The organism is Vreelandella neptunia (assembly GCF_000712975.1).
Taxonomy (GTDB): domain Bacteria; phylum Pseudomonadota; class Gammaproteobacteria; order Pseudomonadales; family Halomonadaceae; genus Vreelandella; species Vreelandella qaidamensis.
In genome coordinates this window covers 83381-109858 of record NZ_JHQL01000002.1, presented here as the reverse complement: position 1 = coordinate 109858, position 26478 = coordinate 83381, and the positions used below count along the sequence as shown (strand labels likewise).

At 53.1% G+C, this 26478-nt stretch carries 23 protein-coding genes; 14 read left to right on the top strand and 9 right to left on the bottom strand.

The window, feature by feature from the left end:
* The first annotated feature begins 11 nt into the window (after nucleotides 1-11).
* Complete coding sequence (locus CR46_RS0105165; RefSeq protein ID WP_030070597.1) at nucleotides 12-878, top strand: sirohydrochlorin chelatase; 867 nt, start codon at nucleotides 12-14, stop codon at nucleotides 876-878.
* Between the two features lie 83 nt (nucleotides 879-961).
* The gene (locus CR46_RS0105160) at nucleotides 962-2551 is read left to right on the top strand and encodes an ABC-F family ATPase (RefSeq protein WP_030070595.1); all 1590 of its coding nucleotides are present in this window, start codon (nucleotides 962-964) and stop codon (nucleotides 2549-2551) included.
* Nucleotides 2552-2563: 12 nt separating this feature from the next.
* On the opposite strand, the gene CR46_RS0105155 is transcribed toward CR46_RS0105160, so the two are convergent.
* The 3 genes from CR46_RS0105155 to CR46_RS0105145 form a co-directional block, all read right to left on the bottom strand.
* Entirely contained in the window at nucleotides 2564-3157 is a 594-nt protein-coding gene (locus CR46_RS0105155) for a cell division protein ZipA C-terminal FtsZ-binding domain-containing protein (protein ID WP_030070593.1), read from the bottom strand.
* 24 nt (nucleotides 3158-3181) lie between these two features.
* Nucleotides 3182-3652, bottom strand: a complete 471-nt coding sequence (locus tag CR46_RS0105150; protein WP_030070591.1) for a TspO/MBR family protein — start codon at nucleotides 3650-3652, stop codon at nucleotides 3182-3184.
* Between the two features lie 124 nt (nucleotides 3653-3776).
* Nucleotides 3777-4895 carry an alkene reductase gene (locus CR46_RS0105145; RefSeq protein WP_030070589.1) on the bottom strand — a complete coding sequence of 373 codons (1119 nt, stop codon included), beginning with the start codon at nucleotides 4893-4895 and terminating at the stop codon, nucleotides 3777-3779.
* Nucleotides 4896-5162: 267 nt separating this feature from the next.
* Between CR46_RS0105145 and CR46_RS0105140 the strand changes: the two genes are divergently transcribed.
* Complete coding sequence (locus CR46_RS0105140; protein ID WP_030070587.1) at nucleotides 5163-6842, top strand: methyl-accepting chemotaxis protein; 1680 nt, start codon at nucleotides 5163-5165, stop codon at nucleotides 6840-6842.
* Nucleotides 6843-6854: 12 nt separating this feature from the next.
* Here CR46_RS0105140 and CR46_RS0105135 read toward each other — a convergent pair whose 3' ends face one another.
* Entirely contained in the window at nucleotides 6855-7229 is a 375-nt protein-coding gene (locus CR46_RS0105135) for a hypothetical protein (RefSeq protein ID WP_030070586.1), read from the bottom strand.
* A 234-nt stretch (nucleotides 7230-7463) separates the two neighbouring features.
* The gene (locus CR46_RS0105130) at nucleotides 7464-8654 is read right to left on the bottom strand and encodes a M24 family metallopeptidase (protein ID WP_030070584.1); all 1191 of its coding nucleotides are present in this window, start codon (nucleotides 8652-8654) and stop codon (nucleotides 7464-7466) included.
* Between the two features lie 356 nt (nucleotides 8655-9010).
* Between CR46_RS0105130 and CR46_RS0105125 the strand changes: the two genes are divergently transcribed.
* Nucleotides 9011-10303, top strand: a complete 1293-nt coding sequence (locus CR46_RS0105125; protein ID WP_030070582.1) for an NAD(P)/FAD-dependent oxidoreductase — start codon at nucleotides 9011-9013, stop codon at nucleotides 10301-10303.
* Nucleotides 10304-10519: 216 nt separating this feature from the next.
* Here CR46_RS0105125 and CR46_RS0105120 read toward each other — a convergent pair whose 3' ends face one another.
* The gene (locus CR46_RS0105120) at nucleotides 10520-11908 is read right to left on the bottom strand and encodes a glutamine synthetase family protein (protein ID WP_030070426.1); all 1389 of its coding nucleotides are present in this window, start codon (nucleotides 11906-11908) and stop codon (nucleotides 10520-10522) included.
* 266 nt (nucleotides 11909-12174) lie between these two features.
* On the opposite strand from CR46_RS0105120, the gene CR46_RS0105115 reads away from it, so the two are divergent.
* The 5 genes from CR46_RS0105115 (at nucleotide 12175) to CR46_RS0105095 (ending at nucleotide 18316) form a co-directional block, all read left to right on the top strand.
* On the top strand, nucleotides 12175-12981 hold the full coding sequence (locus tag CR46_RS0105115) for a gamma-glutamyl-gamma-aminobutyrate hydrolase family protein (RefSeq protein ID WP_030070425.1): 807 nt from the start codon (nucleotides 12175-12177) through the stop codon (nucleotides 12979-12981).
* Nucleotides 12982-13016: 35 nt separating this feature from the next.
* Nucleotides 13017-14393, top strand: a complete 1377-nt coding sequence (locus CR46_RS0105110; protein ID WP_030070424.1) for an aspartate aminotransferase family protein — start codon at nucleotides 13017-13019, stop codon at nucleotides 14391-14393.
* The gene (locus CR46_RS0105105) at nucleotides 14393-15892 is read left to right on the top strand and encodes an aldehyde dehydrogenase (RefSeq protein ID WP_030070423.1); all 1500 of its coding nucleotides are present in this window, start codon (nucleotides 14393-14395) and stop codon (nucleotides 15890-15892) included. The genes CR46_RS0105110 and CR46_RS0105105 overlap by 1 nt, the downstream gene beginning before the upstream one ends.
* Before the next feature lie 148 nt (nucleotides 15893-16040).
* Nucleotides 16041-17588, top strand: a complete 1548-nt coding sequence (nhaC, locus tag CR46_RS0105100) for a Na+/H+ antiporter NhaC (protein WP_232222341.1) — start codon at nucleotides 16041-16043, stop codon at nucleotides 17586-17588.
* Nucleotides 17589-17764: 176 nt separating this feature from the next.
* Entirely contained in the window at nucleotides 17765-18316 is a 552-nt protein-coding gene (locus CR46_RS0105095; protein WP_030070421.1) for a cupin domain-containing protein, read from the top strand.
* A gap of 151 nt (nucleotides 18317-18467) precedes the next feature.
* Here CR46_RS0105095 and CR46_RS0105090 read toward each other — a convergent pair whose 3' ends face one another.
* Complete coding sequence (locus tag CR46_RS0105090; RefSeq protein WP_030070420.1) at nucleotides 18468-19163, bottom strand: transglycosylase SLT domain-containing protein; 696 nt, start codon at nucleotides 19161-19163, stop codon at nucleotides 18468-18470.
* Between the two features lie 142 nt (nucleotides 19164-19305).
* A complete protein-coding gene (locus CR46_RS0105085) occupies nucleotides 19306-20724 on the bottom strand; it encodes an aminotransferase-like domain-containing protein (protein WP_030070419.1) in 1419 nt (472 codons plus the stop codon).
* Between the two features lie 140 nt (nucleotides 20725-20864).
* On the opposite strand from CR46_RS0105085, the gene CR46_RS0105080 reads away from it, so the two are divergent.
* From CR46_RS0105080 to ald, 4 genes are all read left to right on the top strand, one after another.
* Entirely contained in the window at nucleotides 20865-22316 is a 1452-nt protein-coding gene (locus CR46_RS0105080; protein ID WP_030070418.1) for an NAD-dependent succinate-semialdehyde dehydrogenase, read from the top strand.
* Between the two features lie 11 nt (nucleotides 22317-22327).
* Complete coding sequence (gabT, locus tag CR46_RS0105075) at nucleotides 22328-23599, top strand: 4-aminobutyrate--2-oxoglutarate transaminase (RefSeq protein ID WP_030070417.1); 1272 nt, start codon at nucleotides 22328-22330, stop codon at nucleotides 23597-23599.
* Nucleotides 23600-23808: 209 nt separating this feature from the next.
* Nucleotides 23809-23967 carry a hypothetical protein gene (locus tag CR46_RS18290; protein WP_156963045.1) on the top strand — a complete coding sequence of 53 codons (159 nt, stop codon included), beginning with the start codon at nucleotides 23809-23811 and terminating at the stop codon, nucleotides 23965-23967.
* Nucleotides 23968-24258: 291 nt separating this feature from the next.
* Nucleotides 24259-25374, top strand: a complete 1116-nt coding sequence (gene ald / locus CR46_RS0105065) for an alanine dehydrogenase (RefSeq protein ID WP_030070416.1) — start codon at nucleotides 24259-24261, stop codon at nucleotides 25372-25374.
* Between the two features lie 84 nt (nucleotides 25375-25458).
* Here ald and CR46_RS0105060 read toward each other — a convergent pair whose 3' ends face one another.
* Nucleotides 25459-25707, bottom strand: coding sequence for a SlyX family protein (locus CR46_RS0105060; RefSeq protein ID WP_030070415.1), 249 nt, complete (start codon nucleotides 25705-25707; stop codon nucleotides 25459-25461).
* A gap of 124 nt (nucleotides 25708-25831) precedes the next feature.
* Here CR46_RS0105060 and CR46_RS18620 point away from each other — a divergent pair, with 124 nt between their 5' ends.
* Nucleotides 25832-26380, top strand: a complete 549-nt coding sequence (locus CR46_RS18620) for a cold-shock protein (protein ID WP_030070414.1) — start codon at nucleotides 25832-25834, stop codon at nucleotides 26378-26380.
* Nucleotides 26381-26478 lie beyond the last annotated feature (98 nt).

Here is a 26478-nt window from a genome sequence, read left to right as displayed (position 1 = left end):
GGTATACCGACATGCGCGCGATTTTTCTCGTCGATAACGGCTCATTACGGCCCCAGGCAACCCATAGCTTGCGCCGTGTAGCGTTTGCGCTCAGCCAACAGCTAGGAGAAACCGTGCAGGCGGCTTCTTTGCTGCACTCCAATAAAATTCCTCCTGAAGAGGTCGACGGTATCCCCGCGATTACCCTAGGCCCAGCGGCTGAGCGAAGCGCCGAGCAGGGGGCGACAGAGATCATTGTGCTGCCATTCTTCTTTGGGCCAAGCAAGGCTCTGACGGGCTACCTGCCAGAGCGCATGGCAGCACTGCAGGCGCGGTTTCCTCAAGTGAGCGTTCGTGTGGCCCAGCCGTTGGTAGATGAACGGGGCAATAACGACCTGCGTTTAGCCAAGCTGCTGGCTGACAACGTGCGCGACAAGCGCCAGGCGGGAACGACGCCACACGTAGCCCTGGTGGATCACGGTAGCCCGATTCCTGACGTGACAGCCGTGCGCAATCGCTTAGCTGGGCAGTTAAGCGTGCTACTGGGAGATGACGTTAGCTGCGTAGCAGCGGCTTCCATGGAGCGCCGTGATGGTGACGAATATCGCTTTAATGAGCCGCTGTTGGAACATTTGCTGGATACGCCGGAGTTTCAAACAGGCTCGGTGATTTTAGCGATGCTGTTTCTCTCGCCTGGGCGTCATGCGGGTGAAGGTGGCGATATCGCTGAGATTTGCGCCGCCGCTGCACAGCGCCACCCTGGGTTGAGCGTGACAACCACAGCGCTGGTGGGCGAACACGCTGGCATTGTCGATATACTCAGCACGCGACTGCGCCAAGCGCTTGATGGTGAACGCTTTCTACTTGAGCTGCCGGCTAAGTTAGGGAATGCCCGCTAGAGGGGAGGTGTAACGCTGCTCAAAGGCGCGTAGAATCGCGGGCCTTTGAACGCGCAATTACACTGTTAACCAGGGCTCACATCTTGATCGCAACCGCCAATATCACCATGCAGTTTGGGGCCAAGCCCCTGTTTGAAAATGTTTCCGTCAAATTTAATAACGGCAATCGCTACGGTTTGATTGGCGCCAATGGTTGCGGTAAATCCACCTTTATGAAGATTTTGGGTGGCGAGCTTGAGCCTTCGTCCGGTCAGGTCATGCTTGATAGCAGCACGCGGCTGGGTAAACTGCGTCAGGATCAGTTTGCCTATGAGAACGAGCGGGTCATCGACACCGTTATCATGGGTAACGTTGAACTCTGGAAAGTAGCCGCCGAGCGCGAGCGGATCTATTCGTTGGCAGAAATGAGTGAAGCAGATGGCATGGCGGTGGCTGATCTTGAAGTGCGCTTTGCCGAGCTTGACGGCTATACCGCTGAGTCTCGCGCCGGAGAGCTACTGCTAGGGCTAGGTATTCCCATTGAACAGCATACCGGCCCGATGAGCGAAGTTGCTCCCGGCTGGAAGCTGCGCGTGCTGCTCGCCCAGGCGCTGTTTTCCGACCCGGATGTACTGCTGCTCGACGAACCGACTAACCACCTGGATATCAATACGATCCGCTGGCTGGAAGATATCCTTAAAGCGCGCAGCAGTACCATGGTGATTATTTCTCACGACCGTCACTTCCTGAATAGTGTGTGCACGCACATGGCGGACCTGGATTACGGGGAGATTACCCTGTTCCCTGGCAACTACGACGACTACATGACCGCTGCCACTGCTGCCCGCGAGCGCCAGCATTCGGATAATGCCAAGAAAAAAGCCCAAATTGCCGAGCTTCAGCAGTTTGTTAGCCGCTTCTCGGCCAACGCCTCTAAAGCCAAACAAGCCACTTCACGGGCGCGCCAGATCGACAAAATCAAGCTGGAAGATATCAAGCCTTCAAGCCGGGTTAGCCCGTTTATCCGCTTCGATCAGAATAAAAAGATCCACCGCAATGCGGTGAACGTTGATGCGATCACTAAAGGCTACGACGATGAGAAGCCGCTCTTTGAGCGTTTCTCGATGACCGTCGAAGCGGGTGAGCGGATAGCCATTATCGGCCCCAACGGCATAGGTAAAACCACCCTGCTGAAAACCCTGGCGGGTGACTTGCACCCCGATGCCGGTGAAGTGAAATGGACTGATGCCGCGGAAGTGGGCATGTTTGCTCAAGATCACACCGATGACTTTCCTGTCGATGCCACGCTCTTCGAGTGGATGAGTCAATGGACCAAAGGCGGCGAGCAGGTGGTGCGCGGTGCGTTGGGGCGGATGCTGTTTTCCAGCGACGACATTAATAAATCTGTCAGAGTGATTTCAGGTGGTGAGCAAGGACGCATGCTGTTTGGCAAGCTAACGCTCACTAACCCCAACGTTTTGTTGATGGACGAGCCGACCAACCACCTGGATATGGAATCGATTGAGGCGCTGAACTTGGCGCTGGAGAACTATCCAGGCACGCTGATATTTGTCAGCCACGACCGCGAGTTTGTTTCGTCACTGGCCACGCGCATTATCGATATGCAGCCCGAGGGACTTGTCGACTTTAGCGGTAGCTATGATGACTACCTGCGTAGCCAAGGCGTGGTTTAATCGCTAAACAGGTTAGCCAATAATCTGTGTGTAGGTCGTTTCCGTGGCAGGTAGCCGGTCGACATCCAGTAAATCGCCGCTAAAGGTCTCGTGTAGTTCTTTGGCGAGTTCGACATAAACGTACATTTGCTGATTACGGCGTTTATGCAGCGGCGGTTTTACTAGCAGGCTAACCCCACGAATGGGTTCGTGGGTTTCCCCGCGCAGTAGGTCGGGCATCTCACCAGGCGGAAAGGCGTTAGCGATAGTAACTGGGTTGGAAGGCTGCTTGCCGCTGATAAGATAAATTTTCTTAACTGGGTCATAGGTGGCTTCTTTTCCCCGCAACCACTCGGCCAAACGTTCGTCTGTGGTGGTATCGGGGTGGGCAAAAATCACAAAAAGGGAGTGTTGTTTTACTTTCTCTTTACGCGCAGCAGGAGCGGGGGCCTCTGGTTCAGGCGAGGGAGATTGTGGTTCGGCTTTGGGCGTTGTCGGCGGCGTGGCGGCCTTTGCTTTAGCGCGGCGTCTTCTAGGTACCACCACATACACAAAAATGGCAGCTGCCAACAAGCCTAAGACTAATGAGGCAACAGCGAGTAGGAAAGGAAGCGAAGTGACATCCATGTGATAAACCCTGTCGATGGGCGTTTAGGCCCTGTGATTTAACCGTAGAATAGACGTATTAAGCGTCAACGCAAGCGCCACCCAAAGCCAGTAAGGCACCATTAACCAAGCTGCCAACAGGCTCACATTAGCAAATAGCACAATGGCTAGTGTAATTAATCCCAACAGGAGCACGATATCTGCCAGCGCTGTGGTGATCTGCTTTCGGCCAAAGAACAACCATGACCACGCCGCATTAACCAACAGTTGAAGGCCATAAACTATCAAGCCTGCCGTGCGTAAGGGTGTGTCATCGGCCATATAAATGCGCCATGCCGCAATGGCCATCAATAGATAAAGAATGCCCCAGGCGATAGGGAAGGCGATGTCAGGTGGCGTCCAGCTGGGTTTGCGCAGTTCGCGGTACCAGTCATCAGGACGAAAACGCGCCCCCGTGGTGGCAGTAAGGCCAACAAGCAGGAGCGACACGAGCAGAGCGAACAGCGAACCGAGCATGACTCACCTGTAGGTTAAAACGCCAGAATCAATAGCCTAGCAGCGTTTGGGCAGGCGCAGACAAAAAAAAAGCACCACTTAAGTGGTGCTTTTCATTCTTATGGCATGTTGTTGGGCAAGCTCTTTAGTCAATACGATCGTAGCCGTTATCCATAAATGGATAATCGGTATAGCCTTTTTCGTCACCACCGTAGAACGTTTCGGGGTTCGGTTCGGTAAGTGGCGCGTTCACTCGGAAGCGTTCTGGCAAGTCTGGGTTGGCGATATAAGGACGGCCAAAGGCCACCGCATCAGCAGTTTTTTCGCTAATGCGAGCTTCTGCGTGAGCAGCGTCGTAGTTGCCGCAGTAGATCAGGCAGCCGTTAAAGCGTTCGCGCATTTGTTCCCGAAAGCCGTCAGGGAAGGTGATGTCGCCACCAATCCAGTTAGGCTCATTTAAGTGCAGATAGGCTAAGCCGCGTTTGGACAGTTGCTCCGCAAGATAGAAAGCCATGGCTTCAGGCTCATCATCGGTCAGGCCGAACAGTTCGATAAACGGCGTCAGGCGAATGCCAACACGTGCTGCGCCAAATACCTCAATCACCGCATCGACGACTTCCAATGGAAAGCGTGCGCGATTCTCCAACGAGCCGCCATATTGGTCGGTACGCTGATTGGTGCCGGTGGCCAAAAACTGGTTAAGCAAGTAAGCATTGGCTGCATGCACTTCAACCATATCGAAGCCTGCGCGTTTGGCGCGAACGGCCGCTTGGCGGTAGTCATCGACAATGCCTGGGATCTCATCGGTTTCCAGTGCACGGGGCGTACTGGTAGGGTGCTGGCCAGCAGTGCCGTCTTCAAACTCAACAAAGCACTGAGCGCCTTCCCCTTTTAATGCACTAGGGGCAACAGGCTGTTGGCCATTCGGTTGCACCATTTCATGGGACACGCGCCCAACGTGCCACAGCTGCAGCGCGATACGGCCGCCTTTGGCATGTACTGCATTCACCACACCCTTCCAGCCAGCTTCTTGCTCATCTGTCCAGATGCCTGGTGTATACACATAACCCTTGGCAGCAGGGGAAATATTGGTGGCTTCACTAATAATCAGCCCAGCCCCTGCTCGTTGGCCGTAATAGGCTTCCTGCATCTTGCCTGGAACGCTGTCTGGGGTGCGTGAGCGTGTTAGGGGCGCCATGATCACGCGGTTCGGAATCGATAAACTGCCTAACTGAATAGGGGTGAAGAGCGTTTCATACGCCATGGGCAAACTCCTTTTGGAAACGGTCAATTAGATCGAGATGAATAGAATAGACCAGTTTACTATAAACTGCTAAGCAGTGATATAGATGCCGTTAGGCCGCCAGGGGCATTCGTTACATCACAGAGCTGCAACATTTGTAGATAAAAGCGCCATTTGCTTGATGCGTGTCAATTACGTGAATTTTGTTAAAAAAAGTTAAAGAGTAAAATGAGTGTGTTGTTGAACTGTTAAACCAAACCGCCATGCGCTAATGCGCCGAGAGCTATTATGTTGCGAATGACAATTAAAAAACGCCTGATCTTGATGGTTATCGTAATGCTAATACTCATGTTAGGTATTAGCGCAATGGGCTTTAGCGGAATGGCTTCCTCTAATCGCGCTGTGGATACGATTTATCAAGAAAATTTACGTGATACCCAACGCATTGCTCAGCTTAATGACCACTCTAAAGATATGATTATGGAGTTGTCACTTTCGGGGCAGCATGACCCGGTGCTGTCAGTTAGTACGCTTCACGATCACTCTGTGCAGATGCATATGGATAATATTATTCAAAATATCTCGCAGATCGATGCTATATGGCATGCGTACTCGTCTAATGAAATGTCTGCTGAAACAGAAGCGCTCGCGGCGCGTTTCCGCGAGAGTTATCAGCAGCTTTTAGTGACGGTAGCTCCCACGATGCCTCTTTACTCAGTCGGTAACTACGAAGAGGCCAATGAGATGGCCTTCACCCAAGCGTTACCTGCCTATCGTCAAATGCACGCCACGTTAAATGAACTCATTGCACAGGAAGAGCGCGAGGCTCAGGCGGGCTATGAAAATGCAGTATCACGCGCGGCAACGATGAGGAACTTAATGATCGGTGCCCTACTGGTCGCTGTTATCCTGGCGGGTATTCTTAGCTGGCTGCTAATTCAACGTATCTTGCAGCCGCTGGTACAAGCGCGTCGTCATTTTCATGCGATGGCAGAAGGCGACCTAACGCAAAAAATTCACCATGCCCACCGCGATGAAATCGGCGATATGCTTGATGAACTAGGCGATATGCAAGGCAAGCTGCAAGGACTTATCGGTAGTATTCAGGCCTCAGCGGGCGCCATCTCGAGCGCTTCAAGTCAAATTTCGTCGGGCAATATTGACCTGTCACAGCGTACTGAAGAGCAGGCATCTAGCCTTCAAGAGACTGCCGCAAGTATGGAACAGGTGGCTGCGACGGTAAAAAATAATACCCAGCACACTGGCGAAGCGAACGCGCTTGCACACACCGCTAGCCGCTCAGCGAGCTATGGTGGCGAAAAAGTCAAAGAAGCCGTCAATAAAATGGATGAACTCAATCACAGTTCAGAAAAAATTAGCGGTATTGTGGCTTTAATCGACGGTATTGCCTTTCAGACCAATATTTTGGCGTTGAATGCCTCGGTAGAAGCAGCCCGTGCTGGAGAGCAGGGGCGGGGCTTTGCGGTGGTTGCTCAAGAAGTGAGAAGCCTGGCGCAGCGCAGCGCGGACGCAGCCAAACAAATTCAAGACTTGATCACCGACAATAACAGCGTGGTTGAGCAGGGAAGCAATCTGGTGAAAGCCGTTGGGGAGTCAATGGCACAGATAGTGGTAAATATCGGTAAAGTGTCGGACCTTATGGAGGACGTAAGCCGAGCATCTGATGAGCAGACCTCAGCCATTGATCAAATGAGCATTGCGATTAACCAGATGGATGATGTCACTCAGCAAAACGCCTCACTGGTTGAGCAAACGGCCACTGCATCGGCCTCGTTGGGAGAGCAGGCGCAAGACCTTGCGAACGCAGTTGCCTATTTTAAAGTGGCGGAGGGCTATCAGCTACCGATGCCACAAAAATCAGCAAGCGTGAGTAAGCAACCTGTTTCTAGCTATCAAGCACCTACTCAAAAAGCTGAGCTTGTTGCTGACGAGTGGGAAACATTCTAACGAACCAACCATTTAAAAGCGTCGCTGCCAAGGCCAGCGGCGCTTGGCTGGCGTGTCGGTTTGTTCAATCGCGTTGGTTAGCGCCAGCATAATCGCACTTAGCTGACGGTAACAAACAGCGCTGCTTAGTACGCCAGGGCACTGCTTGAGGAGCAAGTCGCACTGCTGAGAGGCGATAAACACTTGCTCGGTGACAAGTGGCGGGAAGAGCGGTTTGGCTTGCTGGCTGCAGCGGGCTAATTCCCGCGACATCAGGGTGAGCATGCTGGTGTCTAGCCAGCAGGGCAGGGGGTCGTCTAACCGGCCGGCAATCGAGTGCTGCACTGCTTCAAAAGAGGTGCGTAAAAAAATCAACGTTTGGCGAAGCTGGCGTTGCTCACTAGTCATGGCACTTATCCATAGAGCTTACTTTTAGTAATGACTGATCGAACTTGCTATCAGGGCTTACTAACAGAACTTACTATCAGGGCTTACTAACAGAGCTTGTCGTTACCTCCACTGATTGTCACCTCAGATGAAAGCATCTATGAAAAGATAGTAGTTCTCATTTGCATCTTTGGTGACAATAACGCTGGTTAATCATACTGTCAATCTTAGGTTATTAGCGCGATGATCTATTCGTTATTGATCGGTTGCCTGATAGAGCTGCCAATCGTTGTTGGTCAGTGGCTCAGCGCCGTGTTGGGTAACCACCACGGTATCGCTTAACCCTACTCCCCACTGGCCTGGAACGCGTAGGCAAAGCGGTAAGTGGAAGACCATGTTTTCTTCGAAGGGGCGATGTAGGCCTTGGGCGATATAGCCGGTGCCTTCCACCCAGCTAGGGGGGAATTGTGCGCCTACGGCGTAGCCAAATACCCCCGAGAAAAACAGCTGGTCACGGGTGGGAGCCAGCAGGGCATCCGCTGCCCTCGCGGCATTATCAAAGGTGTTGCCTGGTTTCATGTGGCTGCACAGCGTCTCGAACAGCGAGCGGCACAAGTCGCGGGTGGCGGTTAATTCAGCGTTAGGCTTACCTGTCACCGCCGTGCGCATCATTGGGGCGGTATAGCGCTGGTAAGCAGCACCAAATTCTAAAAATATCGGTTCATTGGGCTGGATTACGCGACGCTTATGGTTAACGTGAATCACGCCGATGCGGTGCCCGCTGGTCACGATAGGCTGCAAACTCATGAACTCGCTACCGTTTTCTAGCAGTGCTTTAGCACCGATGGCCGCAATATCGTTATCGGTCATGCCTGGGCGAATAGCGGCCATCGCTGCCTCTAAGCCCGCGGCGGTAATGCGCGCACTCTCGCTGAGCATTTCAAGCTCGGCGCTACTTTTAACAATGCGAATCGTATCGAGCAGATCACCTGCTTCGCAGAAGCGCTCTTTACCCACCGAGCTGGCCAGCGCGTCCATCACGCCTACACGTAAACCGCTGCTCCAGCCGTCGATGCCAATTTGCTCGCAAGAAGTGAGTAAGTCCGCAAGCGGCGTGATGATCTCATCCAGGCTTTCCCATCGGTAACCAATGATTTCATCAACACGCGCCGTGACCACGGCTGCCCCTGTTTCGATAGAGGCCACCTGCAACACCAGCTGTGTAGGTGTGCACACTAAGCAGGCGTGTACTGATACCTCAAAAGTGTGATAGCCGGTTAAGTAGTTAATGTCGGCAGGGTCGGTGAGCAGCAGTGCATCCAGCCCGCGCTGGGCCATGGCATAGCGCACCTTATCTAGGCGCGTTTGGTATTCGGAAGGCGCAAAGGGCAACTCACTTTGGGCGAGCGTCTCGGCAAGGGCGGTGCGGTAGTGTTGATAATCCATAGCGGTCTCCGGTGGCGGCTATGGTGAGTATAAGCAGATGCGCTAGCGTTACGCCGCTGAGGTTATCAACGCTAGCGATAACGGCGAGCCGCGACTCAATCATGCCCTTTAATAAGATACCAACAGATAGCACGACATCTCGCCCTCAATGAGGCGATGCATAAAACAGGTGGTGCCTATTTTCAGTGTAATGGTCGTGTGTTTTATACCCAGCTGTTGCTTTTTTAATAACATTTATTTTGTGGTAAAAGGTGCGGTTACCTTCTATATCCCCATTTTATGCTGTTGCTTGCGCATTAGTACGCCGGTCTATATGATCAGATTGGTTAAAATAATCAACAAAAGGAAGGTGGCAAATGCAACCTCAAGCGTCTTCTGGTCATGTAGCGTCTTACTACGCGGCATCGTCAAACTCCACTTCTCAAAGGCCTATGCTGGAAGGGGACATTGAGTGTGATGTCTGCGTCGTCGGGGCTGGGTTTACGGGTGTTTCTGCAGCTCTACATTTGGCAGAGCGCGGCCACCGTGTAGTGGTGCTGGAAAGCGTGGCGATTGGCTTTGGGGCGTCTGGGCGCAACGGTGGCCAGATCGTTAACAGCTATAGCCGTGATATGGATGTTATCGAGAAACAAAACGGCGCTGAAACTGCCCGAGCGCTGGGTGCGATGGCCTTTGAGGGAAACCAGATTATCCGTCAGCGCATTGAAAAGTATCAGATCAACTGCGACCTAAAAGAAGGCAATTTGTTTGCCGCCTGTAACAAGAAACAGTGGGAAGGCCTGAAAGAGCAAAAAGCCTTGTGGGAGCGTTACGGCCATCAGCAACTGGAGCTGTTGGAAGGTGAAGAGGTCAAACGAGAAATAGGCAGCGACCGTTATGTGGGAGCGTTGGTGGATCATTCTGGTGGACACCTGCATCCGCTCAACTTAGTGCTGGGGCAGGCAGCAGCGTTGGAGTCGTTGGGTGGCAAGGTTTTTGAACACTCCCCCGTGACGCGCGTGGAGCACGGTGAGCCGGTAACGCTGCATACGCCCAAAGGCCGCGTGACCGCTCAACGAGTTGTCATGGCTGGCAATGCTTATTTGCAAGGGTTGCTACCCAAGCTGGAAAGCAAAGCGATGCCGTGTGGCACCCAGATCATTACCACTGAGCCGCTGCCTGAAGCGCTAGCTGCACGGTTACTGCCTAACGATAAAGCGGTAGAGGATTGCAATTACCTCTTGGATTACTATCGCCTGACCGCCGATAACCGCTTGCTGTATGGCGGCGGGGTGAACTATGGCGGGCAGGCGTCCGCTAGTATTGAGGCCGCTATTCGGCCGAAAATGCTGTCTACCTTTCCAGAACTTGGCGATGTCCGCGTCGATTACGCCTGGAGTGGTAACTTTTTGCTGACACTTAATCGCCTGCCGCAGTTCGGCCGCATTAATAGCAACGTTTACTACGCCCAGGGGTACTCTGGTCACGGGGTAACGTGCTCTCATCTGGCTGGCAAGTTAGTGGCAGAAACGATCAGCGGTGAAGAGACGCGCTTTGAAGCTTTTGCACAAATTTCCCACTTACCAATGCCTGGTGGGCGGTTGTTACGTGTCCCGCTTTCCGCGATGGGGGCGTGGTTCTACGCCATGCGTGACCGGCTGGCAGTTTAGCGCTCTAGAGCGAACCACTTTCTTGGCAACGGGGTGACGGAGATATTCGTCACCCCGTTTTTAGATTAAATGAGATAGCACGGTAAAGCAGGTGAAAAGTCGTAGAGGGGGAGGGTTTAAAAGCGTGCTTATTAAAAAAAGCACCTATAAAAAGCACATAGAGAGAGGCGAGGACCTCTCTCTTTTCTATTAGCTATTTATTAGTTGCCTACCAAATCATACGTGTCGTAAGTACCAGTCATACTCCATGGCGCTAACTTCGCGCATGGTTTCGGCGCGCTCTGCTTGGCGGTTGGCAATGAACACTTCAATAAAGTCTTCGCCAAGCTGTTCGCCAAGTACGCGGTTGTTATTCAACAGGTGTAGTGCTTGTGTCCAGCTGTTAGTCAGCTGAGGCGCGACTTGGTCATAGGCGTTGCCGATGATTGGCTCCGCAGGTGCAATCTGTTGAGTTAGGCCATGGTGAATAGAGGCTAGCACGGTGGCCAGTAACAGATAGGGATTAACATCGGCACCCGCCACGCGGTGTTCTATGCGCCGCGCTTCTTTAGGACCTGCGGGGACGCGTATTGCCACAGAGCGGTTGTCGTACCCCCAGGTAGGTGCCATGGGCACATAGAGTCCTTCCTGAAAACGGCGGAACGAATTGAGGTTGGGGGCCAGCAGTGCCATGGAGTCTGGCATCAGTTCCAGCAGCCCTCCTACCGCGTGTTGCAGTGCGGAGCTCTCCAGCGGTTCGTCGCCGTTTTCGGCAAAGATATTATGTCCGTTGCTATCTACCAGGCTGACGTGAACATGGGTGCCGCTACCCGCTTCTAAGCCGTAAGGCTTGGCCATAAAAGTAGCTTCAAAGCCGTGCTTTAATGCAACGCCTTTGATCAGTCGTTTGAGTAGTACCGAGTGGTCGCAGGCGCTTAACGCATCATCTGTGTGAATCAGGTTGGCTTCAAACTGGCCGGGTGCACACTCTTTTAATACAGTATCCAGCGGCAAGCCTTGCGCCTGGGCGGCACTCTGCAAGTCATTGATAAATTCAGCATACTCGTCTAACTCCAACACCGAATAAAGCTGGCTTTGAGTGGCGCGCTCGCCGCTGCAAGGAGACTGCGGTGGCTGAATCAAGTTTTCTTCGTCGCGTAAACGATCAACCAGATAAAACTCTAGCTCGAGAGCAACAACGGGGGTCAATCCTCGGTCGGAGAATTGCTCAAGAATGCGCCGGAGAATCTGGCGTGGATCAGCAAAAAACGGCGAGCCATCCATCTCCTCCATGGTCATTAATAGCTGGCCATACTGGTTGTTATTCATCCAGGTGACCGGGTTGAGCGTGCCGGGAATGGCGCGACATACGCGGTCGCCGTCGCCGCTGGAAAGCCCCAGGCCTGTCTCTTCCACGGTGTTGCCATTGATGTCCAACGCAAATACCGAAGCAGGCAAATAAATGCCTTTTTCAAACACTTTGCCAAGGTTGTCGCTAGGAATGCGTTTACCACGAATAACGCCGTTAAGATCACTGATTAACAGGTCAATGCTGGTGATGTCTGGGTGACTGTCAAGAAAGTCCGAGGCTACGTTTTGAACGTCTGAATTATTGGCAGAGGACATACGTTGTACCTTATTTTTATGCCGTTTTAGTTGTGTTTCTGCTAACAGTATCCTTGCGTCGACAGTCGTCCGTGTCAATTATTTAATAACAAAAAATAGTGGTTTTAATTTAGGAATTGTTAATTTTATTTTTTAATTGCTTGTTTATCAGATAATTGTGGTGTTTTTTCATAAAAATTCTATTTTGCTATTGGAAAATAAAACAAGCCACGCTATGTTGAAGTGACTGTTGAATAAAACATAACAACTGACAAAGTGGTTTGACTATGCAAGCAACGCATTTCCGACGCCCACTGGTGGGTGTTATCGCCTGCTGCCGAGAAGTGGAAGGCCATCCTGCGCAGATAGTGACCGATAAATATCTGGAGGCACTCTACCAGTACGACATCACGCCGGTGATTCTTCCTGTGTTAGCTGCTGATATGTTGACGCCCGAGCAGCGTACTGAGCAGGCCGTCGCTCTGTTGAGTAGTCTGGATGGCTTGATGCTAACCGGTAGTTATACCAACGTTGCTCCTGACCGCTATGGTGCTGAACGCGCCCAAGAGAATACCCGCGCTGATGCTCGGCGCGATGAAGCGGCGCTTTGCTGGGTGCATGAGGCGCTACGTCAGGCGTTGCCTCTGTTTGGCATTTGTCGCGGCTTTCAGGAAATGAATGTCGCCTTTGGGGGCACGCTTCATCAGGCAGTTCAAACGCTACCAGGCATGCTCGATCATCGTGAGCCGCCCGCTGACGATGTGGCGGGCCACTATGCTCCCTCTCATACGGTAAGCATCCGCCCGGGTGGTGCCTTGGCAGCGCTCTATAGCAGCGAGCAGGCTGAGGTGAACTCACTTCATCAGCAGGGGATTGATCAGCTTGCAACGGGCCTTGAGGCAGAAGCCTGGGCGCCTGATGGGTTAGTTGAAGCGATTTCCGTACGCGACGCTGCTGCGTTCGCCCTGGCTGTTCAGTGGCATCCGGAGTGGCGTCCTAAAGAACATCCTTTCTATGACGCACTGTTTCAGGGGTTTGCGGCGGCCTGCCGTCAGCATCGTACCCAACGCGCCGCCCAGCTTGCTGCTAGCTGAACGCTTGTTGCAACGACTTGAACAGGAACTGACCTATGCAGACCCAGGACTATCAGACGCTGGATCGCCAACATCACCTTCATCCATTCACTGACTTTAAATCACTTGGTGAAGAGGGTAGCCGCATCATCACCCATGCCGATGGGGTATACATTTACGACAGTCAGGGCAGTCGTATTCTTGATGGTATGGCGGGTCTTTGGTGCGTCAATCTCGGTTACGGGCGTCAGGAGTTGGTTGACGCCGCCACCGAGCAGATGCAGCAGCTGCCGTATTACAACAACTTCTTTAAAACCACCCACCCACCGGCAGTGAAGCTGGCCGCAAAGCTGAGTGAGCTGGCACCCGAGCATATCAATCATGTGTTCTTCACGGGGTCCGGGTCTGAAGCCAACGATACTGTGCTGCGCATGATACGACGCTATTGGGCGATTAAGGGCAAGCCGGAAAAGCAATGGGTTATCTCGCGTGAAAATGGTTATCACGGCTCTACTGTCGCAGGCATGAGCCTTGGCGGGATGGCGCCGATGCATGATCAAGGCGGTCCATGTGTGCCGGGGATTACCCATATTTGCCAGCCTTACTGGTTTGGTGAAGGGCGCGACATGAGCCGGGAATCCTTTGGCAAGCAGTGTGCCCAAGCGTTGGAAGAGCAAATTCTGGCGTTAGGTGAAGACAAAGTGGCGGCTTTTATTGCTGAGCCGGTGCAGGGCGCAGGCGGTGCGATCATTCCGCCGGACAGCTATTGGCCTGCGGTGAAAGAGGTGTTGGCCAAGTACGACATTCTGTTGATTGCCGATGAGGTCATTTGCGGCTTCGGACGTTTAGGCGAGTGGTTTGGCAGTACTCACTATGGGTTAAAACCTGACCTGATGCCGATTGCCAAAGGGTTGTCGTCGGGCTATCTGCCCATTGGCGCGGTGCTGGTGGGAGATCGCGTAGCCGATACGCTGATCGAAGACGGCGGTGAGTTCTTCCACGGCTTTACTTATTCCGGCCACCCTGTGTGTGCGGCTGTTGCGCTTAAAAACCTCGAATTGCTGGAAAGTGAACGGGTAGTCGAGAAAGTCCGCGATGAATTGGGACCCTATCTGGCTAAGCGTTGGCAGGAACTGGCTGAGCATCCGTTGGTGGGTGAAGCCCGTTCGTTAGGCTTGATTGGTGCACTAGAAATAGTCGCCGACAAGAGTACCGGCGAACGCTTCGATAAGTCTCTTTCTGCGGGCAATCTGTGTCGTGATTTGTGCTTTGAAAGTGGCCTGGTGATGCGTTCAGTGGGCGATACGATGGTGATCTCTCCGCCGCTCACTATTACCTGCGATGAAATCGATGAATTAGTCAGCAAGGCGCGTTTGGCGTTGGATAAAACCGCTGAAAAGCTGGCGATAACACACCCTATGGAGAGTGCATAATGGCGGCAGATACACCGAAAACCCTCGCCGACTGGCAATCAAAAGCTTCATCGTTGAGCTTTGAAACGCGCGCCTTCATTAATGGTGAGTTTGTCGCTGCCGTCGATGGCAGCACGCTGACCAGCATTAACCCTGCCACCGGGCATGTTCTTGCAGAGGTGGCCAGCTGCGATGCTCAAGATGCTGAGCTTGCGACGCAAGCAGCCCGTGCAACCTTTGAAAGTGGTGTCTGGTCACGTTGCCACCCAAGTAAGCGCAAGCGGGTGCTACTGCGTCTAGCCGAGCTGGTAGAGGCCCACCGCGATGAATTAGCGCTGTTAGATACGTTGGATATGGGCAAGCCGATTTCCAGCTCGCTAGGGGATTTGGCAGGCACTGTTGCCTGCCTGCGCTATCAGGCGGAATGTATCGACAAGCTTTACGGTGAAGTGGCACCTACTGGAGATCGCGCGCTAGGGTTGGTACTGCGCGAGCCAATGGGCGTTATCGCTGCCATTGTGCCGTGGAATTTCCCACTAATGATGACGTCGTGGAAGATTGCACCGGCTCTGGCGGCGGGCAACAGCGTCATTCTCAAACCGTCGGAAAAATCTCCTTTGTCAGCGCTGCGCTTGGCACATCTTGCCAAGGAAGCGGGTATTCCCGATGGCGTCTTTCAGGTGCTGCCAGGTTACGGCCATACGGTGGGCAAGGCTTTGGCGCTTTCCATGCAGGTCGATGGTCTGGCATTTACAGGCTCCACCGGCGTGGGCAAACAGCTGATGCAGTACGCGGGACAATCCAACCTGAAACGCGTGTTTCTGGAGTGTGGCGGCAAAAGCCCCAACATCGTTTTCGCCGACTGCCAACACCTTGATGCCGTCGCTAAAAGCGCTGCGGAAGCTATTTTCCACAACCAAGGCGAAGTCTGTATTGCTGGTTCACGCCTGTTGGTGGAAAACAGTATTCGCAAAGACTTTGTGGCCCGCGTGGTGAAAGCTGCTGAGCATATGCAACCTGGAGACCCGCTCGATCCAGCTAGCTTCATGGGCGCCATGGTGGATGAAGCGCAGTACCAACGCGTACTGGAGTATATCCGCCAAGGTGAAAATGAAGGCGCTACCCTGAAGCTAGGCGGCGAACCTAGCGGTTCCAATGGGTATTTCCTGCCGCCTACAGTCTTCGATGATGTAACTCCCGAGATGCGCATTGGCCGCGAAGAAATATTTGGCCCTGTGCTGAGTGTGTTTGGTTTCGACAGCGAAGAGCAAGCGATTGCGCTGGCTAATGACAGCGACTACGGCCTTGCTGCTGGAGTTTGGAGCCAAGATATTGACCGCATCATGCGGGTCTCTCGGCGTCTGCAATCTGGCCAGGTATATGTGAATAACTGGGCTGGTATCGATCAGACTGTTCCCTTCGGTGGCGTTAAGCAGTCCGGCAATGGGCGCGATAAATCGCTTCACGCGCAAGAGAAATACTGTGAAGTGAAAACAGTGTGGATGTCGCTTAGCCCCTAAACATTGCGGTTCGTGACGAGCGAACCGCCATTGAAGACATTACGTTGAGTTACCTACAGCGCCAGGCGCTGCCGTTCAAGCGGCGGCACTTGGTAACGGCTCCCCTGTGCCTAAACACCGTATCAAACATGTAATAACACGCTTTGCAATGGTCCTAGCGGACCTGCAAAACGGTTTTTTACGCGGCTATATCGCTACCAACACCAACACCAACAACAAGCAAATGCTGAGTGAGGACATTATGTCGACCGACACTACTGCTAAGGACGATCAGGAAACACCGCGGCCAAGTTTAAAAGCGACCATGATACCGATTGTGTTTATGGCGGCATCATTGGGCGTATTTATTGGCTACTTCGAGACAGATCCGCACCTGCCACTGTTTTTAAGTGCGATTGTGGCGACGGTGGTGGCTATTGCGACGGGTAGCCGCTGGAAACAACTTGAAGCGGGTATCATGCGCTCTATTGGCCTGACGACTCAGGCAATTGTCATTCTGATTATTATCGGCACGATTATTGGCTACTGGATTGCTGGTGGGATTGTGCCCACGATGATCTATTACGGCCTGAGCATTCTGGCGCCAGATTACTTCTTGGTCGCGGCGTGCTTAATCTGCTGTTTAGTATCGTTGGCTGGGGGAAATGCCTGGACGGCGGCCGGGACTATTGGTATCGCCTTAATGGGCGTTGGTGAAGGGCTAGGCCTTAATCCCGCAATGGTCGCGGGAGCCGTGATCTCAGGCGTTTATTTTGGCGACAAAATTTCTCCGCTTTCTGAAACCACCAATATGGCGCCAGGTGTGGTTGGCGTTGATCTGTTTGAACACATTCGCTATATGCTTTACACCACGGTCCCTGCGCTAGCAGTTGCTTTGGTGCTTTATACTATCATCGGCTTGAACATGACGCCTTCTGGTGATGGCGCAACACAAGTAGCCGAGTTGCAGCAGAGTCTCAATGAGTTGTTTATCATCAGCCCCTGGCTGCTGCTGGTACCAGCGGCGGTTATCGTGATGATGATTAAGAAAGTACCCGCCATTCCTGCGCTTTCTGTAGGCTCATTGATGGGGATTGTCTGCGCGATTGTGGTTCAGGACGTGCCTTTAGGCGATAGCTTCACTATTTTTGTGGAAGGCTACGCGGTCGATACTGGAAACGTGACGGTAGACGAGCTGCTGACCAACGGCGGTGTCAGCGCCATGATGTGGACGGTTTCGCTAATCATTATCGCGATGAGCTTTGGCGGAATTCTTGAGTCGGCAGGGTTCTTTCGCACGATTGTTGAGAGTCTGCTTAAACTGGCTAAGACTACTGGCAGCCTGATTGCTACAACGGTAGCAACATCAATGGCCGCTAACGTCGTGGGTTGCGATCAGTATCTGAGTATTATTCTGCCTGCCCGTATGTATGCCAACGAGTACAGGCGCCGTTCGCTCAAGCTGAAAAACCTGTCTCGCACGGTAGAAGATGCAGGCACCATGACATCACCATTGGTGCCCTGGAATACCTGCGGTGCCTTTATGTTTGCCACGCTTGGGGTCAGTGCCTTTAGCTATGCGCCCTACGCCTTTCTGGCGTTGCTGAGTCCGATGTTTGCTCTTCTTTATGGTTTTACCGGCTTCCGTATCGCCTATGAAGACGACCCTCAAACGGCGGGTAACGACGCAGGGTTGGCCGGTGCCCGTAGCGCCTGAGCGGAGTATGATGGCTGAGGCTGATTAAGATACCTATTTTTCAAAACACCACGTTAATTGAGAGATTGCCCCACAGCCGTGGGGTTTTTTTTGCGCTATTATGTGCCCGTCAATAAACCGTCAACGTAATTCACTGATTTAAATTAATTCACTTATTAATAGGGAGTGAAAAAGGCATGTCGGATGACGTGGGTGCGAGCTTGCGCTCCTTGCGCAAACAGCGAGGAATTTCGCAGCGTGAACTGGCAAAGCTGTGTGGGGTCACTCACTCAAGCCTTTCGCTTATAGAGCAAGGAAAAGTTAGCCCATCAGTCAGTTCTCTGAAGAAAATCCTAAACGCTTTCTCTATGAGCGTTGGTGATTTTTTTACGATGGATCTTGATAGCCAGGAGCAGATTTTCTATTCGGCGGATGACTTGGTTGATATCGCATCCGGTGATATTTCCTTCAAGCTGGTCGGAGCAAATCGGCCCAACCGTGCATTGGCGTTTATGGTCGAACAATATTTGCCGGGCGCTGACACTGGCCAGGCTATGATTACTCACTATGGTGAAGAGGCTGGCTTTGTAGTAGAAGGCGAGATCGAAGTTATTGTTGGGAGCACTGCTAGACGTTTAGGGCCGGGGGAGTCTTATTATTTCAAGACAAGCGTTCCGCATCGTTTCCGAAACATTGGGGATGCTCCCTGTAAGATAATTAGCTGCGCTACGCCCGGTAAGGCGTTCTGACATCATTGGCATGGCTACCGTTATTGTTTCACCATGCCAACTATTACCACGCCAGAAAGTAGTGTTGTCAAAAACACAACGCTTACTAATGCCGTGCCACTTATTAGCCATGTCACTTACACGCCACTTAGTAGTGCTATGAGTGAGCCTCTTAACTACGACAAAACGGCCAGACTTGATAAAACTTGCGGCACTGAAACTCTGCTTCGCAAGCGTTGAGCTGCGCTTGATAACGGTTAGCGCGGGCTGCCACTTGGCTGCCTGCACGCAGTACGTGGGGGTTACTGCGGTAGGAGCCTCGCTGATAACCCCCTGCGCCTTCATGGTAAGCGTAATAAAGGTGTTCAGGATTACTTAGCGAAATGCCCGCCTGTTGCTGAGAACGGCGATTATACCAACCAATAAAATCAGTGGCGTGCTTCATATGCGTACGCCGTGCCATCAAACTGCCTGCTTGGTCACGGTACTCTCCCCATACTGGGTCTTGGGCCTGGGCATAACCTTTAGCTGAAGAAGGACGGGGGCCGGGAATAAAGCCCAGGTAATATTTGCGGTCTGGGCGCACATGGCTGCGAAATGAAGATTCCTGCTGAATAAACGCCATCTGCGTGGCAATAGGCGTGCCCCATTTCTCTTCTGATTCCCGAGCATAGTCATACCAGCTCGGCTGCTCACGAAAGATTTCACAAATATTGCTCTGATCTTCAGGCGGGCTAGGAGCAAAGGTTGCGCAGCCTGAAACAACGAGTATGGCGCTCAGCGCTATCAATAGGCGGAGTGCCGTGAAGGGTAACGAGAACCTGACCCTAAAACGCTTATCGATAGAATTATCAACAGGGCGACGCATGACAAAATCCTTGTGAATAAGTTTTTATAAATAAGCTCTTATAAATAAGCTCTTATAAATGAGTTCTAGTGAAGACGTTTTTGCGGCTGCGCTTTTATCAATAGACCTAAAGCGTGCCACTAATACTTTCTAAACCTTGCGCTTAACGCAGCAGTAACTCTAAACAGCGGCGCAGCCGCTGTGCTTCACGCACTAATGTTACCCCTGATAGCATGCCCACGCCCATTACCAAGCCAACGCGTGGATCTGTCTTAGTGCATACCGTGCTTAGCGGACGAACAATGAAGTGTTCTTTGAGCAGTGCTTGGGCAAGTGCCACATCATTAACCCCTGGTGCAAACTCAACGCACAAGCTAATTGCGCTAGTCGGGGGAGACACATTGCTTACCTTGGGCAGTGAGCTGAGTTGGTCATGAAGCACCTGCTGGCGGCCTAAATAGTCGCGCTGAATACGGCGGCACCAGGCATCTAAATCACCATCAAACATAAACTGTGCCAATACCGCTTGTTCAAGCATACGGCCTTCGCGAAATAACTCGCTGCGCAAGCGATTCATCGGGCCTGCCAAGTGGTGTGGCACTACCAAGTAGCCAAGCCGCAGGCCGGGAAACATCATCTTAGAGAACGAACCTACTAGTAAATGGCGTTCCGAGTGTGGATCAAACAGCAGGTTAGTGTGATCGTCTCGGGTGAATTCGTAGTCATCTTCAACCACATAAGTAGGCGATAGCGCAGTACACAACTGCTGCTTATGCGTAGCGTTTGTAGGCACGCTAAGCGGGTAGTGATGTGAGCCGGTCAAATAGGCAAGCGCAATATTATCGGTTGTCTGCGGTAAAGCGTGCCCGCTATCGGGAAACCAAGGCAGCATCTCAATCGAAAGGCCCGCCGCCGTGAATATGTTGCGCGCCCCCCAGTAGCAGGGTGACTCTATTGCCACGGTATCGCCTACATCGGCTAATGCCATGGCGCATAGCTCAATGCCGTTATGGGTACCGTCGGTGATAATGATTTGCTCAATATCACAATGAATATTGCGCCAGCGTGCCAGAAACTCTCGGATTGCGCGCTTAAGCGGGCCATATCCGCCGGTAGAGTAAGAGAGCAGCAAAGCATTTTGTGGCACGGTGACGCTGGCATAAAGCTGACGCCACTTGCGCATTGGAAACTGCGCGATGTCCGGTATGCCAGGCACAAAGGCACCGCTTTGCACCGTGCTCGCCCCTGGCCAGCGCAACACTTGCTGAGCGCGTTTCGAAAGCTTAACACTTGGCGGTGTTGGCGCGGCAGACACTTCTTTCTTACAACTCCAGGTGCCTTTGCCATGAAACGTCGTCAGTAGGCCTTCTTCAATAAGCGACGCAATGGCACGAGACAGCGTATGTCGAGCAACGCCCAACGTTACTGCTAGCTGCCGGTGCGATGGCAATCGAGTTTGGTTTGGCCACTCCCTAGTGATCGCTTGTCGCAACGCCTGCTCCAGTCGTACTTGTTTGCTTAAACGCTCAGGTTGCTGGGCATAGCGTTTTACAAGTTGCTGTAACACGTTCTGGCGATCCATTTACATCCTCTGATTGTCATGCGGCTTAGCGTTTAACTAGTAAAGCAGAAAAGTGGTCTGGTTGAACGCAAAAGTGGTGCATTCGCCTGCCAACACATTGCTGCTAGCGTGCCTATCATGTTGCAGACCAGGAGAAGACCATGAGCTTTATCGAACAGTGGTTACACGATGCAGTGCCCACCCTGGTGGGTGGCGAGTGGCGTAAGGGCCAAAAAACCTTTGCCGTTGATAACCCCGCTACCGGCGAGACGATTGCCCGCGTTGCCGACTTAGGCGCCGATGACGCTCGCGACGCAGTGGCAGCAGCGTATGCCGCTGGGCCAGCCTGGCGCGCAACGCCAGTGAAGCAGCGCTCGGCATTGCTGCGCCGCTGGTTTGAGCTGATCAATGAGCATGCCGACGACTTAGCTCGCTTGATGACCCTAGAGCAGGGCAAGCCACTGACGGAAGCTAAAGGTGAAGTGGCTTACGGCGCTTCATTTATTGAGTTTTTCGCTGAAGAAGCCAAGCGTATGGCCGGGGAAACCCTGCCCAGCCACGGCGCAGACAAGCGCCTGCTGGTGCTGCGCGAGCCGGTCGGCGTGGTAGCCGCGATTACCCCGTGGAACTTCCCGCTAGCGATGATTACCCGCAAGTGTGCCCCGGCCTTGGCCGCAGGCTGCACCGTGGTGATTAAGCCTGCGGAAGCTACGCCGTTAACCGCGCTTGCTGCCGCTTACCTAGCACTAGAAGCGGGCTTTCCAGCCGGCACCATTAACGTGATTACCGCCTCACAACCGGCAGCGGTTGGCGACGTGCTCACCACCGACGCTCGGGTGCGTAAAGTCTCGTTTACCGGCTCGACCCCGGTGGGTAAACACCTGCTCGCTCAGTGCGCTAGCACAGTGAAGAAAACCGCCATGGAGCTGGGCGGCAACGCGCCGTTTATCGTCTTTGATGACGCTGATGTGGACGCCGCTGTAGAAGGGGCGATTGCCTCAAAATTCCGTAACGCCGGGCAAACCTGCGTGTGTACTAACCGCTTCCTGGTACAGGATGGCGTTTACGATGCGTTCGTCAGCAAGCTGACCGAGCGTGTTAGCGCGCTGAAGGTCGGCGATGGTTTAACACAAGGCAGCACCATCGGCCCGTTGATTAACCAAGCAGCGGTGGAAAAAGTGCAGCGTCACGTAGACGACGCGGTGAATCAAGGCGCGCGACTGCTCTGCGGTGGCAAGCCCCACGCGGCAGGCGAGCGTTTCTTCACGCCCACGGTGCTTGCTGACGTCACCACCCAGATGGCAGTGGCCGATGAAGAAACCTTCGGCCCAGTGGCTCCCATATTCCGTTTCCAGCGTGATGAAGAAGCGATTGCCATGGCCAACGATACGCCGTTTGGCTTGGCAGCTTACTTCTACGCCACGGGTTACCGCCGCATCTGGCACACCATGGAGCAGTTGGAATACGGCATGGTTGGCGTTAATGAAGGACTGATTTCTACCGAACTAGCGCCGTTTGGCGGCGTGAAAGAGTCCGGGTTGGGGCGTGAAGGATCCCATCACGGGTTGGATGAGTTTACTGAGCTGAAGTACGTCTGCGTTGGCGGTCTATAAGGAAAATGATGATGAATAACCAAGAATTGAACGAACTAAAAAACCGCTACGTGGCCAACGGTGCCGCCACGCCGACAACCCAGTTTGCCGAGCACGCTGAAAACGCCGAGTTGTGGGATGCCGACGGCAACCGTTGGATCGACTTCGCGGGCGGCATTGGTGTGCTCAACCTGGGCCATCGCCACCCGAAAATTGTCGCAGCGGTAGAAGCGCAGCTTAAAAAAGTCATGCACACCAGTGCGGCGGTGATCTCCTACGCCCCTTACGTGCAGCTGTGCCAAAAACTTTGTGAACTGACGCCGGTGCGTGGCCCCGAGCGTAAAGCAATGCTGGTGAATACCGGTGCGGAAGCGCTGGAAAACGCCGTGAAGATTGCCCGCGCGGCGACTGGCCGTACAGGCATTATCACTTTCGACGGTGCTTTCCACGGCCGTACCATGATGACGCTGGCCATGACCGGCAAGGTACTGCCCTATAAGAACGACTTCGGCCCTATGCCGGGTGATGTTTTCCGCGCGCCGTTCCCCAACCCGCTGCACGGTATCAGCGAAGAAGCGTCGTTAGACGCCATTCGCACGCTGTTCAAAACCGATATTGCCCCGCATCGCACAGCGGCCATCGTGATTGAACCCGTACAGGGCGAGGGCGGTTTCTACATCGCCTCACCGGATTACCTGAAAGCGTTGCGTGCGCTGTGTGACGAGCACGGTATTCTGCTGATCGCCGATGAAGTGCAGTCCGGCTTTGCCCGTACCGGCAAGCTGTTTGCGCTCGAACATAGCGGTATTGAAGCGGACATCCTCACCACCGCCAAGAGCCTGGCGAACGGCATGCCGCTATCGGCGGTTGTGGGTAGTGCCGAAGTGATGGACGCCTCTGGCCCCAATTCCCTGGGCGGCACTTACAGCGGCAACCCGCTCTCCTGCGCAGCGGCGCTGGCGGTCATCGAGGTGATCGAAGAAGAAAATATCCTGGCGCGCAGCGAACAGATGGGCAAAATGCTGGCCGAGCGCTTTGCCGTGTGGGAAGAACGCTTCCCCGCCGTCGCCCACGGCCGCCAGCTCGGTGCCATGGCAGCCTTCGAACTGCTCAACAGCGAAGGCAAGCCGGATACTCAGATGACCGGAGCGCTTTGTGCCAAAGCCCGTGAGAAAGGCCTGATCCTGCTTTCTTGTGGCTTCTACGGCAACAGCATCCGCATTCTGGTGCCGCTAACGGTTTCTTCTACGGTGTTGGAAGAGGGCTTAAGTATTATCGAGCAGTCTCTGGAAGCGCTTAGCTAAAGGTTTATTTCTGGTCAAGAAAGAACGTTTGGCAGGTGAGCAATTAGGGGGCCAAAAAGGCGGCAGGAAGGACGTTTAACTGAAGCACGAGATTCAGCTTGGCTTAACATTTGTCGATGTGCCCGGCTAGGTAGTAGCCCAGCTGATGCAAGCTGAGCGCGAGCCACGGCAACAGTGGATGCGTTACGTTCTGTTTGCTGAACACCTGGATGTCATGTTTACGCGGTAATGATGAGACAATCGTCAACACCTGGCGACTGATTGAAGAGCGCTACCGCAATGGCTATACCTCCCCGTATCACTGGGAAGCAGGCCTGTTGGTACGGGTGATCGACAGCGCTCAACGGGCAACCCTGCTGGCTCGGTAAGCCCGGCGACTGGGCAGCACGTCCACAAAACAGCGCGCCGTACACGGCGTCACTCAACCGATTCGCTTCCAAGGCTAATGGCGCGACGAGCAGTCTTTGATACGCCCCCTAACAAAGCCATGGTAAATGCCGTCGATTTTTTCGCTGATTTCCGTTAAACGCTAGATTCTTCTCTTAACAAACGCCTTAGCCGGCGTTTTTTTTGTTTTTCTTGCTTGGGGTGGTGGCTAGCGCCTGCTGTGCTGTAATTTGCTTAACAGCGCTAACAAACAATCGAGAAGGAGAACGCCAATGAAAATCGCCGTTCCAAAAGAAATTAAAAATCACGAATATCGAGTGGCGCTCACCCCGACAGGTGCGCGGGAACTTGTGGGGCGCGGCCACTCGGTCAGCGTGCAGGCTGCTGCAGGAGAAGGCGCAGGGTTTAACGACAGAGACTATGAAGCCGCTGGCGCTAAAGTAGAGGCAAATGTAGACGCGCTGTGGCAAAGCGCCGAGCTGATTCTCAAAGTTAAAGAACCACAAGCCGAAGAAGTGGCGCGTCTAACAGCCAATCAGACGCTATTCACCTACCTGCACTTGGCTGCGGAGGAAAAATTAACACAAGGACTGATGGCCAGTGGTGCTACCTGCATTGCTTATGAAACCATCACCGATGCAAAAGGAGGCTTACCGCTGCTAGCGCCGATGAGCACGGTAGCCGGACGCATGGCAGTTCAGGCGGGCGCGCATAGCCTGGAAAAAGCTCAGGGGGGCTCTGGCGTGCTATTGCCAGGTGTGCCAGGCGTTGCGCCGGGTAAAGTAACCGTGATTGGCGGTGGTGTGGTCGGTGAAAATGCCGCCCGTATGGCGCTAGGATTGGGAGCTGAAGTGACTATTCTAGATAAGTCGATTGCTCGCTTGGAAGTGCTGGACGACCGTTATCAGGGACGCATCAAAACCGTGTACTCAACGGCGGACGCCCTTGATCAGGCGGTAAAAGAGTCCGATATGATTATTGGCGCCGTGCTTATCCCCGGTGCCGCTGCGCCTAAGCTGATTACCCGGGCCATGCTAGCGGATATGAAGCCGGGTAGTGTGCTGGTAGACGTCGCTATCGACCAGGGCGGTTGCTTTGAAACCAGCAAACCCACAACGCATGCCGAGCCGACCTATATCGTGGACGGCATCGTGCATTACTGCGTAGCTAATATGCCTGGAGCGGTAGCGCGTACATCTACGTTGGGGCTTACCAATGCCACCTTGCCGTTTGTGCTGGCGCTGGCTGATAAAGGCTGGCAACAGGCGCTTAAAGACGACCCACACTTCCTACCAGGGCTTAACGTTCACAATGGCCAAGTGACTTATCAGGCCGTTGCCGATGCTTTTGGACTCAAGAGCATCGACCCAGCAAGCGCGGTGGCATGATAATCAGGACGTCAATTAGTAGTAGTTGTTACTGCGAGTAACCGAGAGTTAGTGCTAATAGAGTTAGTACTAATAGAATTAGTACTAATAGTGAGGGGGTATGTCGTCTTCTGGGCGAGTATCCCCCTGCGAATCACCTGCCTGAAGCGCCTGATATTGCTCGCGTAAGCGGTCACGCATCAGTGTACTTAGCTGCTCCAGCTTTTCTAGACGACGTTCTTGCTGGGCAACCGCCTGGTCAAGGGTGTCTAACCAGTGTTCCTGGTAAGCCAGTCGACTCTCTAAAGATTCAAGAAGTTGAGTTAGCTCAGCAGGCGATAATTCGTTTGTCATGATAACATCGTCACCTTATGTAGTAGATAGTATGTAGTATGCTCGGTACGGTTAGGAATGGGCCTAGCTGGCCGAGTATTGTCCTTCGTCTGTTACCCATACAACAAGAGAGCTTTTATCATCTATGAATCCAAAAGTTGTTTTTCGCTGTTTCTTCATCAGTGTTTTACTTGCCGCCCCCACGCCACTTCTTTTGGCGGGGATTGTTCATTTAACAAATGCCCCACTTGCTGAGCAGTGGCTAGCTGAGCTTGCTATTAGCGGCGCTAGTGGCGTTTATATTGCTGCTGCTCTAGGGTGTTTTATCGCGCTGTTTATTGGCACGTTAGCCGCTGCTGCTTTGGCTCCGCCAATGGTAGTAAAAGCGGATGTTGCGCGTACTAAGCCTGCTCCACGTCAGCCTCAAGCGGCTCCTGAGATGGAAGACGATGATGAAGAAGAGGAAGATATCATCGACCCCAATGATGGGCGTGAAGAGGGTGAGGTGAAGTGGTTTAATACCAATAAAGGTTACGGCTTTATTACCCGGGATAATGGCGAGGATGTGTTTGTGCACTTTCGTGCGATCCGGGGTCGTGGTCCACGTATGCTTGCCGAAGGTCAAATTGTCCGTTATCACGTGATTAAAAACGACCGTGGTCTGCAGGCGGATGATGTCAGTATCATTGAGTAGCTTTTATTAAATCGTTTGTATTTAGACGTCGCTTTTATTGAATAACGCTGGCGTCGCCAGCGACTAAAACACAAGACCCCGCAATGCGGGGTCTTGTG

Coding starts and splice junctions, on each gene's coding strand:
- CR46_RS0105110 (WP_030070424.1), top strand. CDS start 13,017: ATGCAGACCCAGGACTATCAGACGCTGGATCGCCAACATCACCTTCAT.
- CR46_RS0105155 (WP_030070593.1), bottom strand. CDS start 3,157: ATGGATGTCACTTCGCTTCCTTTCCTACTCGCTGTTGCCTCATTAGTC.
- CR46_RS0105140 (WP_030070587.1), top strand. CDS start 5,163: ATGTTGCGAATGACAATTAAAAAACGCCTGATCTTGATGGTTATCGTA.
- CR46_RS0105150 (WP_030070591.1), bottom strand. CDS start 3,652: ATGCTCGGTTCGCTGTTCGCTCTGCTCGTGTCGCTCCTGCTTGTTGGC.
- nhaC (WP_232222341.1), top strand. CDS start 16,041: ATGGTCCTAGCGGACCTGCAAAACGGTTTTTTACGCGGCTATATCGCT.
- gabT (WP_030070417.1), top strand. CDS start 22,328: ATGAATAACCAAGAATTGAACGAACTAAAAAACCGCTACGTGGCCAAC.
- CR46_RS0105060 (WP_030070415.1), bottom strand. CDS start 25,707: ATGACAAACGAATTATCGCCTGCTGAGCTAACTCAACTTCTTGAATCT.
- CR46_RS0105165 (WP_030070597.1), top strand. CDS start 12: ATGCGCGCGATTTTTCTCGTCGATAACGGCTCATTACGGCCCCAGGCA.
- CR46_RS0105105 (WP_030070423.1), top strand. CDS start 14,393: ATGGCGGCAGATACACCGAAAACCCTCGCCGACTGGCAATCAAAAGCT.
- CR46_RS0105130 (WP_030070584.1), bottom strand. CDS start 8,654: ATGGATTATCAACACTACCGCACCGCCCTTGCCGAGACGCTCGCCCAA.
- CR46_RS0105120 (WP_030070426.1), bottom strand. CDS start 11,908: ATGTCCTCTGCCAATAATTCAGACGTTCAAAACGTAGCCTCGGACTTT.
- ald (WP_030070416.1), top strand. CDS start 24,259: ATGAAAATCGCCGTTCCAAAAGAAATTAAAAATCACGAATATCGAGTG.
- CR46_RS0105135 (WP_030070586.1), bottom strand. CDS start 7,229: ATGACTAGTGAGCAACGCCAGCTTCGCCAAACGTTGATTTTTTTACGC.
- CR46_RS0105095 (WP_030070421.1), top strand. CDS start 17,765: ATGTCGGATGACGTGGGTGCGAGCTTGCGCTCCTTGCGCAAACAGCGA.
- CR46_RS0105080 (WP_030070418.1), top strand. CDS start 20,865: ATGAGCTTTATCGAACAGTGGTTACACGATGCAGTGCCCACCCTGGTG.
- CR46_RS0105125 (WP_030070582.1), top strand. CDS start 9,011: ATGCAACCTCAAGCGTCTTCTGGTCATGTAGCGTCTTACTACGCGGCA.
- CR46_RS0105085 (WP_030070419.1), bottom strand. CDS start 20,724: ATGGATCGCCAGAACGTGTTACAGCAACTTGTAAAACGCTATGCCCAG.
- CR46_RS0105115 (WP_030070425.1), top strand. CDS start 12,175: ATGCAAGCAACGCATTTCCGACGCCCACTGGTGGGTGTTATCGCCTGC.
- CR46_RS18290 (WP_156963045.1), top strand. CDS start 23,809: ATGTCATGTTTACGCGGTAATGATGAGACAATCGTCAACACCTGGCGA.
- CR46_RS0105145 (WP_030070589.1), bottom strand. CDS start 4,895: ATGGCGTATGAAACGCTCTTCACCCCTATTCAGTTAGGCAGTTTATCG.
- CR46_RS0105090 (WP_030070420.1), bottom strand. CDS start 19,163: ATGCGTCGCCCTGTTGATAATTCTATCGATAAGCGTTTTAGGGTCAGG.
- CR46_RS18620 (WP_030070414.1), top strand. CDS start 25,832: ATGAATCCAAAAGTTGTTTTTCGCTGTTTCTTCATCAGTGTTTTACTT.